Raw genomic sequence first — 12730 nt, forward strand, 5'->3', positions numbered from 1 at the left:
AAGATGTATATCCCTAAACTGCATAAAATCTGGCTTTGTCAAAACGACAAGGGCGGTATCTATATGTATCCCAAAATGGCAAATCGTCACGGCCTGATTGCCGGTGCTACCGGTACAGGCAAAACCGTTACGCTCAAGGTGCTGGCAGAAAGCTTCAGTGAAATGGGCGTACCTGTTTTTCTGGCTGATATCAAGGGCGACGTTTCCGGTATGTGCCTACCCGGTGAGGACAGCGAAGGCTTCCGCAAGCGCTTAAGAAACAAGCTGGGTCTGGAAACGGAATGGAAATTCGCCGGTTATCCGGTACGCTTCTGGGACGTTTACGGCAAGGGAGGCATTCCCGTACGCGCTACCGTTTCGGAAATGGGACCTGATCTGCTCAGCCGTCTGCTGGAGCTGAACGAAACTCAAAGCGGTGTAATGAATATTGTTTTCCGCGTAGCAGATGACCAAGGCCTGCTGCTGTTGGATTTCAAGGATTTGCGCAGCATGGTGCAATACGTCGGTGATAACGCAGCCCAGTTCAAGACCAGCTACGGCAATATCACTCCCGCCAGCATCGGTGCTATCCAAAGAGCTTTGCTGCGTCTGGAGGATCAGGGTGCGGATATTTTCTTCGGCGAACCGGCACTTGATATCAAGGACTGGTTTGCTACGGCAGAAGACGGCCGCGGCGTTATCAATCTGCTGCACGCTACAGAACTGTTCCAACGCCCGCTGCTCTACTCCACCTTCTTGCTGTGGATGCTTTCCGAGCTCTACGAAATGATGCCGGAAGCAGGCGATTTGGATAAACCCAAGATGGTCTTCTTCTTCGACGAAGCACATCTGATTTTTAAGGATGCACCGCAATCCCTTTTGGATAAGATTGAACAGATTGTCCGCCTCATCCGTTCCAAGGGCATCGGTATTTACTTTATCACCCAACAGCCTACAGACGTACCCGAAAGTGTACTGGCACAGCTCGGCAACAAGCTGCAGCATGCACTGCGCGCCTACACTCCCAAGGAACGCAAGAGCCTTAAAGCTACCGCACAATCCTTCCGCGAAAACCCGGCATTAGATGCCGAAGCAGCCTTAGGCGAGCTTGGTACAGGCGAGGTGCTTGTTTCTATGCTGGACCCCGAAGGTATTCCTTCTATCGTACAGCGTGCCTATGTAATGCCGCCGCGCAGCTATCTTGGCGTGTGCGACGATAATAAACGCCAGCAACTGATTAAGGACTGCCCGCTCTACAGCAAATATGCAGAAGCTGTTGACCGTGAATCCGCCTACGAGCTGCTGACACAAAAGGCAGAAGAGGCACATGCGGAAGCCGAAGCGGCAGCGAAGGCTGAAGCTGAAGCGAAGGAAGCAGCGCTGAGAGAAAAAGAAGAAGCTAAGCAGGCCAAGGAAGCAGAACGTGCTGCCAAAGCTGCGGAACGTGAGCGCATTGCAGCAGAACGTGCTGCTCAAAGAAGCAGCGGCCGCCAAACCAAGAGCGTGTTGGACAAGGTATTTGACAGCGCCGTTAATTCCGCTACCCGCACAGTCGGCAGCCAAATCGGCAGCAAGCTGGTACGCGGTATTTTAGGAAGTCTTTTTAAAGGTAAATAAAAAAATTCAGGACTGACGCACAGCCAAGGCGTCAGTCCTTTTAGTTTAGACATAAAAGCTATAATTATTTTTTGATTACCAGAGCCTGCAGCAGCAAATCCTCGGCAGCATCTGCCGGATTACCGATAGCATGGCCTTCACCGCTGGGACAGTGCACCTTGTCACCTGCGTGCAGCGTTATTGCCTTACCGTTATCATTGTACTCGGCAGTTCCCTGCAGCACTACGATAGTTTCACTGTTGCCGTCATGGATATGATAGCCAAGGCTGCAGCCCGGTTTAAGAATTACCTTAGCGTACATTACTACGCTGTCATTAAGCATGCTTTCGTCAAGATAATGTTCAATAATTACGTCACCATTTCCACCGAAGCGGTTGGCACAGATATCTGTTTTGCTGTTTGTTATTTTCATAAGCAAAGCCCCCTCTTTTTTTACTGCTTCCATTATATGCCTATTTCGTGCTGCAGGCAAATATTTCTCTGCCAGCATATATAAGTTATCTCCTTGACACTTACTGACAAAAACATTATACTTATGCTAACAACTTCATTAACAAAGCTTAGAGTGAGTCTGAAATTTAGCTCATGAAGGGGTACACCACCACGGGTGTAGCTTTTTCATGAGCTTTTTTTATTACCCGAAAGGAGAAAATCATGCTTATCAACGGAGAAGAAAAGGCCTTAGGCTGCCCCATCGCTCTCAGCGAGCTGCTTACGCAGCTCGGCTATCGCACTGCGTTTGTTGCCGTAGAACTTAACGGCAATATCATCAAGCAGGCGGATTTTGGCAGTACAACAATTACCGACGCCGATAAATTGGAAATTGTCAGCTTTGTAGGAGGTGGCTGAATGATTAGCAAGGAGGAAATAAACGCAGCACTTGGCAAAGGACTGACACAGGCGCAGCTTGACGCTCTGCATAACGCGCGCGTTGCTGTCGTCGGCCTCGGCGGACTCGGCAGCAATATAGCAGTCGCCTTAACACGTCTTGGCATAGCTCAGCTTTATCTTTATGATTTCGACAAGGTAGAGCTTTCCAATCTCAACCGTCAATATTATTTTCTTGATGATATAGGGCAATACAAAGCAGACGCCCTTGTGAAGCATTTGCGCCAGATAAACCCCTACGCAGCTTTGCATTCGCAGGTAGTCAAGGTAACTCAGGAAAATATCCCCACGCTTTTAGGTGACTGTGACATCATCTGCGAAGCGCTTGATGATGCTGCCGGCAAGGCTATGCTCGTGAGCACTGTATTGAGTACCTGGAGCGATAAAAAGGTTATCGCCGGCAGCGGCATTGCAGGCTTCGGCAAAGCAGAAGAAATCACCAGTAAAAAAATCACAAAAAATCTTTATCTTTGCGGCGACGGCAGCAGCGATTTTCACGATTTACCGCTCTGCGGTGCGCGCGTCGCGCTCTGCGCCATGCAGCAGGCACTGCTTGCTGCACGCATTATTTTAAACTTGGAGGAGAATTAAAATGACTAACGATACATGGACTTTAGGCGGACACGAATTTCATTCCCGTTTTATTTTAGGCAGCGGCAAATATTCGCTGGACTTAATCAAAGCAGCCGTAGAGCAGGCCGGTGCGGAAATCCTTACGCTCGCTCTGCGCCGCGCCAACAGCGGCGCTCTTGCCAACATTCTTGATTACGTGCCGGAAAACGTCACCTTGCTGCCCAACACCAGTGGTGCACGCAACGCCGAAGAAGCAGTGCGCATCGCCCGCCTCGCACGCGAGCTTTGCCACACCGACTTTGTAAAAATCGAAGTAATCAAAGACAGCAAATACCTGCTTCCCGACAACCATGAAACCCTCAAGGCAACAGAAATTCTTGCCAAAGAAGGCTTCATCGTTATGCCCTATATGTACCCTGATCTGCAAAGTGCACGTGACATGCGTGACGCCGGTGCTGCCTGCATCATGCCGCTGGGTGCACCGATTGGCAGCAACAAGGGCCTTTGCACCAAGGACTTTATCCAAATCTTAATCAACGAAATCTACCTGCCGATTATTGTCGACGCAGGCATCGGCAAACCGTCACAGGCCTGCGAAGCTATGGAAATGGGCGCAGCGGCTATCATGGCGAACACCGCGATTGCCAGCGCCGGCAACCTGCCGCTCATGGCCAGTGCCTTCCGCGATGCCATCAACGCCGGCCGCAAGGCTTATCTTGCAGGCTGCGGCAGTGTCCGTGATGCAGCCTGCGCCAGCTCCCCGCTGACAGGCTTTTTGCATGATTGAGGTGACAGCATGAAGAACGAAGATAAATTTTTTAACAACAGTATTTATGATGAGCAGGCAGCAGCCTTCAGCGAAAAACAGCTGACCGATCCGATGCAGTATCAGGAAGGCATGGAAATTATCGACTCCGATATTTTTGACAAGGTGCAGACTGCCCGTGCTACTTACGATTACAACCAATACACTGAAGCAGACGTGCTTGCAGCCCTCGCTCACAGCGAGCGTACGCCCGATGACTTCGCGGCCCTGCTTTCGCCTGCTGCTCTGCCTCTTTTAGAGGAAATTGCCCACGCCGCACAAATTGAGCGCCAGCGTTACTTCGGCAATAACGTTACCTTTTTCACCCCGCTGTACATTGCCAACTACTGCGAAAACTACTGCATCTACTGCGGCTTCAACAGTCACAATAAAATTCAGCGCGCCTGCCTGAGCAGCGAGCAGATTGCTGCCGAAATGCAGGCCATCGCCGCCACCGGCCAGCAGGAAATCCTTATTCTTACCGGCGAAAGCCGCAAGATGAGCGACGTGCATTACATCGGTGAAGCCTGCAAGCAAGCCCGCCAATACTTTAAGGTTGTCGGCGTAGAGATTTATCCGCTCAACAGCGATGAATATGCTTACCTGCATGAATGCGGCGTGGATTACGTAACTGTTTTCCAGGAAACATATAACAAGGATAAATACGCACAACTGCATCTGGCAGGTCATAAGCGCATCTTCCCATACCGCTTTTACGCACAGGAGCGTGCACTGCGCGGCAAGATGCGTGGCGTCGGCTTCGCCGCTCTGCTCGGCCTCGACGACTTCCGTCGCGACGCCATCGCTACCGGCCTGCATGCCTACCTGCTGCAAAAGAAATATCCGCATGCGGAAATCGCCTTCTCCTGCCCCCGCCTGCGCCCCATCATCAACAATGACAAGATTAAACCGATGGACGTGCACGAACGTCAGCTGCTGCAGGTTGTCTGTGCCTACCGCCTGTTCATGCCCTTCGCCTCGATTACCGTTTCCAGCCGCGAATGCGCGCGCGTACGTGATAACCTGATGCTCATTGCCGCCAACAAGATTTCCGCCGGCGTCAACACAGGCATCGGTGCGCACAGTAAAAAGCAGGAGCTTGGTGACGAGCAGTTTGAGATTGATGACAGCAGAAGCCTGCAGGAAATCTACGATGCCCTGCTGAAAATCGGCCTGCAGCCTGTAATGTCGGAGTACGTTTATGTCTGAGCTGCCGCTGATTGCCGTTACGGACAGCGCCAGCTGTCCCCGTCCGCTAGCTGAGCAAATAGAGCGTCTGACAAAGCTGACGGAGCTGCGTCCGCAGGCTGTCATCCTGCGTGCGAAGTCTTTAGATAAAGCAGCCTATTGCACGCTTGCGCTGCAAGCACAGCAAAGCTGCGAAGCTGCAGGTATACCGCTCATTTTGCACAGCGATTGGCAGCTGGCACGCGAGCTTGGCATAAGCATGCTGCATCTGCCGCTGGCACTTCTGCGACAAATATCGGAGTACGAGCGTGCGTATTTCACCTGGCTCTCCACCTCCGTTCACAGCGTAGGTGAAGCGCAGGAAGCGCAGGCGTTAGGCGCCACCATGCTTATCGCCGGGCACATCTACACTACTCAGTGCAAGGCAGGTCTTGCACCGCGCGGACTTGGCTTTCTGCGGGCTGTCTGCAGCACTGTAAACTTGCCGGTTTACGCTATCGGCGGCATCAGTTTCGATGCTTCGCAGCACGCCGAACTTCAAGCTAATGGAGCACGCGGAGCGTGCGTAATGAGTGCTTATATGAGGATATAATAATGCTTGGTAAAAGTTGTGCAAAATCATCCTGCAAAATTTGACATCGGCCTCCATAACATCTATGATTAAGAGAGGAATTTGTAAGCAACATATTTATTTCTGTCCCAAAACACAAGAGGAGGCAAACACGAAATGACTATGAATATCTGGCATGACATTGACCCCAAACGTATCTCTCCTGACGATTTTATTGCAGTTATCGAAATTCCCAAAGGCTGCAAGGTAAAGTACGAGCTGGACAAGGAAACCGGCCTGCTCAAAATGGACCGCATCCTGTACACCGCAACTCACTATCCTGCAAACTACGGCTTTATTCCCCGTACCTATGCAGCAGATAACGACCCGCTGGACGTATTGGTTTTATGCTCCGAAAACGTTGTACCGATGACCTTGATGCGCTGCTACCCCATCGGCGTTATCATCATGGAGGACAGTGGTGATATGGACGAAAAAATCATTGCGATCCCCTTCGGCGACCCGATGTATAATTCCTACAAATCCATCAGCGAGCTGCCGCAGCATATCAGCGATGAAATGATTCACTTCTTCAGCGTGTATAAATCACTTGAAGGCAAAAGCACCGCTCTTGAAGAGGCGCATGACGTAGACAAAGCAAAGGAAATTATCAAGCAGTGCCAACAGCGCTATAAAGATACCTTTTGCTGAAAATTAAAAGCATAAAAAAGGACTGCCTTTCGCAAATGCGTCCAGCAGCCATAAAATAAGGGAAAGCGTATTTAGTTAAGAAGCAGCGGCTCACGCCAATGCTTCTTTTTAGTTGCCGCGTACATACTCGCGCGGCACACGCGGGCTCACGTCGCAGATAATTTCATAGCAGATAGTATCCGCCCATTCCGCAACCAGCTCCATTGGCAGCTCACGGCCGCCAAACACGATAACCTCACTGCCCAGCTTAACGTCCGGAATATCCGTCACGTCCAGCATCGTCTGGTCCATGCACACGCGTCCGATAATCGGCGCCTTCATGCCGTTAACCAGCATATACCCGCGGTTAGACAAGCGGCGGCTTACGCCATCGGCATAACCGATAGGCACAGTAGCGATAACACTGGGTCTCGTCAATGTATAGGTTCTGCCATAGCCGATGGTTTCACCGGGCGGCAGTGTTTTCACAAAAGCAACCTGCGTCTTCACAGTCATAACAGGCTCAAAATCCTTGTAGCAGTCAATCATATGCGCCGGGTGCAGGCCATACAGGGTAATTCCCTGACGCACCATATCCAGCTGATATTCCTGCAGCTCCGTCAGCGCAGCACTGTTGGCGATATGACGTATAGGAATATGCACTCCCTCCGCTTCAATCAGGCGCAGCGCCTCCTGAAAGCGTTCAAACTGATAGGCAGCATACTGCTTATCATCAGCGTCGGCAGTCGCAAAGTGACTGAATACGCCCTCAATATAAATACCGGGCAAGGACGCTGCCAGCTTGGCAAACCTGCCGGCATCACGCACATGCACACCGATACGGTGCATACCTGTATCAATCTTAATATGTATTTTAGCCTTCGTATGCAGCTTCAAAGCCGCCGCATTCAAAGCATATAAGCGTTCTTCATCAAATACTGCATGGCTGATATCATAGCGCACGCAGATTTCCGCAACCTCCGGCAGCATTGAGCCAAGCACCAGAATTGGTGTTTCAATACCGGCCTCTCGCAGCTTCACGCCCTCCTGCAGGAGAGCTACCGCAAAAAAGTCTGCACCGTTACGCGCTGCTTCCTGCGCTACGCGCACAGCGCCATGACCATAGGCATCTGCCTTGACGACAGCACATAATTTGGTTGTCGGCTTCAGATTGGCCTTAGCCATCTGCACGTTATGTGCAACTGCATCTAAATTTATTTCTGCCCACGCACCACGTTGAATATGCACAATGGCATCCTCCTAAGCTTATCGTCCATAAAATAAGCCGCAGGCAAAGCATCGTTGCCGCGGCATCAAACTTACCCAAGAATTTTGTATAGCATACATTCATATTTTACAAAACTCTAATATTAGCATATAACCAACAAGGGATTTTGTCAACATTTTATTTTTTTATCGAGGTACAGTTTTTAGCATGCGGACAGCCGGAACAGCCGTTGCACCCGCCGCGATACTTTTTACCAAAATAACTGCGCACTGCCAAAATCACCAATATTGTTAACAAACCCGCAATAATATATGTTGCCATCAGTCTGCCTCACTTTACAATTATCATCATTCACCATATTAACCAAGAATTCTAGCTATAGTGTAAATCAAAACAATACTTTTGACAAATGAATTCTTTGTGAAAGAGTGACACGAAAAATTTTTCTGAGAGGAACAATATACTGCTTGCAACATTTTATTTAACTCACCGTATATTCCTATAGCAAAAGCGTTTTCCCTATTGCTAAAATCACGGTGGTATACTACAATAAGTCTAAATTAAAACAGAAAGCAGGGTTCACTATGCAATTACCGGAAAAAAAATATATTGCCTCCTTTGATATTGACGCACAAAACACCTTCACCCCGGTCTGCCCCGATGAGCTGCCGGTTGCCGAAGGCGACACCATCGCTCCCGAGCTGAACGCCCAGGCACAGTTCGCCATCCTGCGCCTCGCTTCCCGCGACGCGCACAGCCGTTGCGCGCTCTGGATCAGCGACGCCGAGCACGCTCCGCTCACTCCCATCAGCGGCTATCCTGATCTTGATATCCGTTGGCCGGCACATGCCATTATCGGCACCAAAGGCTTTGACTTTATCGACGGCCTTGATGAAGCTGCCTATGATTATCAGGTATTCAAAGGCATTGAAGCAGATAAGCATCCCTACGGTGCCTGCTACCATGACTTGAAGGACACTCTTTCCACCGGTGCCATCGAATATCTGCGTTGCCACGGTATCACCACCGTTATCTGCGGCGGTCTGGCAACCGATTACTGTGTAAAAAACACTGTACTGCAGCTGAAGGCTGCAGGCTTCGACGTTATCCTGAACAAGGCTGCCTGCCGCGGCATTGCTCCCGAAACCATCGCAAGCGCTATGCAGGAAATGGCTGCTGCCGGAGTAAAATTCGTAGAGTGCGCCAAGGAATTAGCTGAATAAGACTATTACTGAAAAATGCTGCAGGCTTTGCGCCCGCAGCATTTTTGTTGTACTGTACTACTATTCAATTTCACGCAATGCGTGTGAGCGTCCTGTCAGTGAACGTGCGCCCTTTTCCGTAACCACATAGGTATTTTCCGTACCTACCAAGCCTAAACCCGGCAAAGCAATTTTAGGCTCTACGGCAAAGGTCATACCGAGCTCTAGCGGCTGCTTAAAGCCCTTTGCTATAGCCGGCGCTTCATCCATCACCAGACCAATGCTGTGACCCAGGAATTTACCGCCGTTCATAAACGCATCACCGTAAACATTCTCGAACTTTTCCATAGTGCGCAGATACAGGTTTTCAATCGGCTCACCCGGAACCATCATGGATACTACCTCCTGCTCCAGCTCCAGGCAGCGCTGCTGTGCCGCCAACAGTCTTGCGCATTGCTCGTCCTTTTGCAGACTGCCGAAATAATATACAACCGTCTTATCTGTATGATAGCCGTCAAAACCGCAGGGAACATCAAGATAAACCAATCGACCGGACTTCAGCTTGCGGAAGGCATTGCCTATGGATTGCACTGCTATACAGGTGCCGCCGGTACCGCCGGGGCCGTCAAAGCCGGTGCGTACTAAACCGCTCTTGCCAAAGGAAGCAATACCTATAACCTCCTCGCCCAAGGCCTGGTTAAAGCGCGCTGTTCCGTGCGAGCCGCGCTGCACCATCTCGCTGTAAAGCTCGATAGCAAGCTGAGCCTCGCTGATACCCGCATGAATCAGCTTCGGTGCAATAACATCCAGCACTGTTTCGTGAATAGCGCCGGAGTGTTCCATCTGCTGCAGCTCATAAGCACTCTTGCGCAGACGCAGCTCCTGCAGTACCGCATCAAAGGAGCCAACCTCTTCGAAGGCAAAATACTTATGCAGCATACGCTCCCAGTCCAAGGTAGCCTTCTTCGTTTCTACATACATAATGCGCGGCGCACTGCCATAATAGGCAGCAGCCTCACGAAAGCTGTGCATCGGACGGATATCGCTGAAATGCGATTCGTTTACTGCGCGCTCATAATTGCGGTGCACCCAGAAAACAGCATCCTGCGGACGAATCAGCAGTACACCATCCTGCATCGTACCCGTGAAATAATACATTGCAACCTTATGATTGACTGCAGCCATCTCCCAACCGGGATGCATTTCATCCATCAGGCGGCGAAACTTCTCCAGACGCGCCTCCAGCTCACTCGCAGGCACCGGGCGAATAGCATCAGTCAATACAGCAGTCTGCTCCAAAACAGCCATAGCAATACTCCTTTCATTATCAAGACAAAATATTTATCCGTTATTAACCAAGATATTGCAGAATTTCCTTAGCATGCGGTAAAATAATATCCGGCTTAATAGAACCGTTTTCCACATCTTCCATGGTTGCTTCACCTGTCAGCACCATCACAGAAAGAATGTCATTGTTTAGGCCAAAGGCAATATCAGTTGCCAGGCGGTCACCCACCATAGCAATTTCCTCTTTTTTATAACCGGTTTTGTCCAAAACCACATCCACCATATACTTGTAAGGCTTGCCGAAAATCAGCTGTGGCTTTTTGCCGGTAGCAGTTTTAATCAGCTCCAGCATTGCACCGGTATCAGGAATGAATTCGCCGCCTTCAATCGGGCAGCGCACATCAGGATGCGTAGCAACGTACGGCACACCCTTGTCAATCAGGCGGCAGGCGGTAGTAAGGCGGTCATAGGTAAGTGTTTGGTCAAAGCCGACAACTACATAATCAGCGCCCTCCTCTAATGTATTTGTCAGCGTAAAGCCTGCTTTCTCAATTGTTGCCAACAGCTGCGGCGTTCCCAGCACAAACAGCTTCGCACCGGGTTTGTTCTTCTGCATCCAGTTGGTCAACGCATCTGATGAAATCAAGATATTCTCACGTGTAACAGGTACGCCCAGTCCGTTCATCTTCTGCACATAATGCTCGTGGCTACGGGAAGAATTATTTGTCAGCAGATAATATTCCTTGCCTGCTGCCTTCAATTTATCAAAAAAGCCCTCCATACCCGGAATCAGTTCGTTACCCAGGTTAATGGTTCCGTCCATATCAAAAAGAAAACACTTAATTTTCGCTAAGCGAGCGTAATCATAAGTCATGCTCTATCCTCCATACTTAAAATATAACAATATTATAAAGCATTTGCCTTATTTGTGCTACAATAGACGAGGAAGAAAATCTGAAGTTCAAAAGGAGATTAATCATGAAATATACAACCATTATTTTTGATCTTGACGGTACCTTACTCAACACATTGGCAGATTTGGCTGCCGCTACCAACCATGCTTTAGCAGAGCACAAGCTGCCTCAACGCACCACAGACGAAGTACGCCTGTTTGTCGGCAACGGCATTCACAAGCTGATTGAGCGTGCGGTACCGGCTGACACGCCTGCAGAACTGCAGGAGGAAGTCTTTGCAAGCTTCAACAAATACTACAAGCAGCACTGTGCCGACAGCACCCGCCCCTACGAAGGTGTACCGCAGCTTTTGCAGCAGCTGCATGCTGCAGGCTGCCGTACAGCCATTGTTTCCAACAAAGCGGATTACGGCGTACAGGCGCTGGCTAAGCAATACTTTGACGGACAGCTCGACGCTGCCTGCGGCGAGCGCGCCGGTATAGCCAAAAAGCCTGCGCCAGATATGCTGTTGGCAATCATGCAGCAATTAAAGGCTGAGCCCGCAAGCACTATCTATATCGGTGATTCGGATACCGACCTCGACACCGCCCGCAATGCAGGCGTTGCCTGCATCGGTGCATGCTGGGGCTTCCGAGGACGCGCCTTTTTGGAAGCACACGGCGCTAAGCTGCTGGCTGAAAATGTGGGCGATATTTGGGAGATTATAAAGTAAAAGAGACTGCCTTATGGCAGTCCCTTTTACTTTATAACTATATTAAGCTAAGCAATCGTCCATAAATTTAATCAGACCGGCTTCAACTTCATCACGCAAGCAAAGCTCATTGTGAATTTCGTGACGGAAACCAGGATACGGCTTTACGGAAACCTTATGTCCTGTTTTGGCAAGCAGATTTGCTACATGATACAAGCCCTCACCGTAATTACCGCAAGGATCCTGGTCACCGGCAATCAGATAGCTGGGAATATTTTGCGGCACCTTGGCAGCCCACTCATCATTTTCAATATAATGATATAACTGCACGAAATCATAGCACAGCTCCAGCGTAGTATCGAAGGTATTGAACATATCGCCTGCATGATCCTCAACAATGCGCGGATCTGTTGCAATCCAGTCTGCCGGACTGTTGGGATTTTCCACTCTGTCCGTCATGCCGCAGAAAACACGCTCAAACCAAACGCCGCATGGCTGATACGGATCTGCCTCATAAGCAGCCTTGAATTCTGCATTAACATAGGCATCCTCACAGCCCTGCCACTGCGAGCAGACACCGCACAGCATCATACCTTTGATATCCTCACCGTAGATTGACGCATAAGCACGCGCCAGCATAGAACCCCAGCTATGGCCGAAAACGAAATACGGCAGCTCAGGATAAGCCTCTTTAGCAATATCATGCAAAGCCTTTTCATCCTTCAGATAGGTCATATAGCCGCCGGAATGCGGGTCTCCCAAGGTGCCTCCGTCATAGCCGGTTTTACCGTGACCGAGATGGTCATCAGCAAAAACTACAAAGCCTGCTTCATTGAACTTGCTGATCATATGCAGATAGCGGCGTGAATGCTCACCGTAGCCGTGAATCAGCTGTACAATAGCTTTCGGTTTGCCTAAAGGACTGTAGGACCAGGCCTTGATGGTATCTCTGCCGTTGGCAGAAGGGAAGGAAATTTCTCTGATGGACATAATGCGGACCTCCTCGCCTGTAATTATTTATAATATTAAGATAATGATAACACCTGCATTTCCTGCTGTAAAGCAATAATAGCGCTCCAAAGAATGTTTTACGTATTTTTTACACTAAATCCATCTCT

General features: G+C 49.8%; 15 protein-coding genes. 9 read left to right on the forward strand and 6 right to left on the reverse strand.

The annotated features are described in order from the left end of the window. Positions 1-3: 3 nt before the first annotated feature. Positions 4-1596, forward strand: a complete 1593-nt coding sequence (locus tag Q7Q81_RS00875) for a helicase HerA-like domain-containing protein (protein ID WP_304272929.1) — start codon at positions 4-6, stop codon at positions 1594-1596. 64 nt (positions 1597-1660) lie between these two features. Here the strand turns inward: Q7Q81_RS00875 and Q7Q81_RS00880 are convergent, their stop codons facing one another. After that, positions 1661-2008 (reverse strand): cupin domain-containing protein, encoded by a 348-nt coding sequence (locus Q7Q81_RS00880; RefSeq protein ID WP_304272932.1) that lies wholly within the window; start codon positions 2006-2008, stop codon positions 1661-1663. A 242-nt stretch (positions 2009-2250) separates the two neighbouring features. Between Q7Q81_RS00880 and thiS the strand changes: the two genes are divergently transcribed. The 6 genes from thiS to Q7Q81_RS00910 all read left to right on the forward strand — a co-directional run bounded on the left by thiS (position 2251) and on the right by Q7Q81_RS00910 (position 6311). Further along, a complete protein-coding gene (gene thiS, locus Q7Q81_RS00885; RefSeq protein WP_210685095.1) occupies positions 2251-2445 on the forward strand; it encodes a sulfur carrier protein ThiS in 195 nt (64 codons plus the stop codon). Beyond that, positions 2446-3075, forward strand: coding sequence for a sulfur carrier protein ThiS adenylyltransferase ThiF (gene thiF / locus Q7Q81_RS00890; protein ID WP_304272935.1), 630 nt, complete (start codon positions 2446-2448; stop codon positions 3073-3075). A gap of 1 nt (position 3076) precedes the next feature. After that, a complete protein-coding gene (locus tag Q7Q81_RS00895; RefSeq protein ID WP_304272938.1) occupies positions 3077-3844 on the forward strand; it encodes a thiazole synthase in 768 nt (255 codons plus the stop codon). 9 nt (positions 3845-3853) lie between these two features. Next, positions 3854-5071, forward strand: a complete 1218-nt coding sequence (thiH, locus tag Q7Q81_RS00900; RefSeq protein ID WP_304272940.1) for a 2-iminoacetate synthase ThiH — start codon at positions 3854-3856, stop codon at positions 5069-5071. Further along, the gene (locus Q7Q81_RS00905) at positions 5064-5642 is read left to right on the forward strand and encodes a thiamine phosphate synthase (RefSeq protein ID WP_304272943.1); all 579 of its coding nucleotides are present in this window, start codon (positions 5064-5066) and stop codon (positions 5640-5642) included. The genes thiH and Q7Q81_RS00905 overlap by 8 nt, the downstream gene beginning before the upstream one ends. A gap of 141 nt (positions 5643-5783) precedes the next feature. Further along, positions 5784-6311 carry an inorganic diphosphatase gene (locus tag Q7Q81_RS00910; protein WP_040564460.1) on the forward strand — a complete coding sequence of 176 codons (528 nt, stop codon included), beginning with the start codon at positions 5784-5786 and terminating at the stop codon, positions 6309-6311. Between the two features lie 108 nt (positions 6312-6419). Here the strand turns inward: Q7Q81_RS00910 and alr are convergent, their stop codons facing one another. Then, a complete protein-coding gene (gene alr, locus Q7Q81_RS00915) occupies positions 6420-7538 on the reverse strand; it encodes an alanine racemase (protein ID WP_021720760.1) in 1119 nt (372 codons plus the stop codon). A 157-nt stretch (positions 7539-7695) separates the two neighbouring features. Beyond that, on the reverse strand, positions 7696-7839 hold the full coding sequence (locus tag Q7Q81_RS00920) for a FeoB-associated Cys-rich membrane protein (RefSeq protein ID WP_299825796.1): 144 nt from the start codon (positions 7837-7839) through the stop codon (positions 7696-7698). Positions 7840-8102: 263 nt separating this feature from the next. Between Q7Q81_RS00920 and Q7Q81_RS00925 the strand changes: the two genes are divergently transcribed. Then, complete coding sequence (locus Q7Q81_RS00925) at positions 8103-8741, forward strand: isochorismatase family protein (RefSeq protein ID WP_304272946.1); 639 nt, start codon at positions 8103-8105, stop codon at positions 8739-8741. Positions 8742-8801: 60 nt separating this feature from the next. Here Q7Q81_RS00925 and Q7Q81_RS00930 read toward each other — a convergent pair whose 3' ends face one another. Together Q7Q81_RS00930 and Q7Q81_RS00935 are read right to left on the reverse strand one after the other, a co-directional pair. Further along, positions 8802-10028 (reverse strand): M24 family metallopeptidase, encoded by a 1227-nt coding sequence (locus Q7Q81_RS00930; RefSeq protein WP_304272949.1) that lies wholly within the window; start codon positions 10026-10028, stop codon positions 8802-8804. A 43-nt stretch (positions 10029-10071) separates the two neighbouring features. Continuing rightward, positions 10072-10881 carry an HAD-IIA family hydrolase gene (locus Q7Q81_RS00935; RefSeq protein ID WP_249747639.1) on the reverse strand — a complete coding sequence of 270 codons (810 nt, stop codon included), beginning with the start codon at positions 10879-10881 and terminating at the stop codon, positions 10072-10074. A 104-nt stretch (positions 10882-10985) separates the two neighbouring features. On the opposite strand from Q7Q81_RS00935, the gene Q7Q81_RS00940 reads away from it, so the two are divergent. Further along, positions 10986-11633, forward strand: a complete 648-nt coding sequence (locus Q7Q81_RS00940; protein WP_304272955.1) for an HAD family hydrolase — start codon at positions 10986-10988, stop codon at positions 11631-11633. Between the two features lie 42 nt (positions 11634-11675). Here the strand turns inward: Q7Q81_RS00940 and Q7Q81_RS00945 are convergent, their stop codons facing one another. Continuing rightward, positions 11676-12602, reverse strand: a complete 927-nt coding sequence (locus Q7Q81_RS00945) for an alpha/beta hydrolase (RefSeq protein WP_293811254.1) — start codon at positions 12600-12602, stop codon at positions 11676-11678. Positions 12603-12730: the final 128 nt, after the last annotated feature.

Source organism: Phascolarctobacterium succinatutens (assembly GCF_958453765.1).
Lineage (GTDB): Bacteria > Bacillota > Negativicutes > Acidaminococcales > Acidaminococcaceae > Phascolarctobacterium_A > Phascolarctobacterium_A succinatutens_B.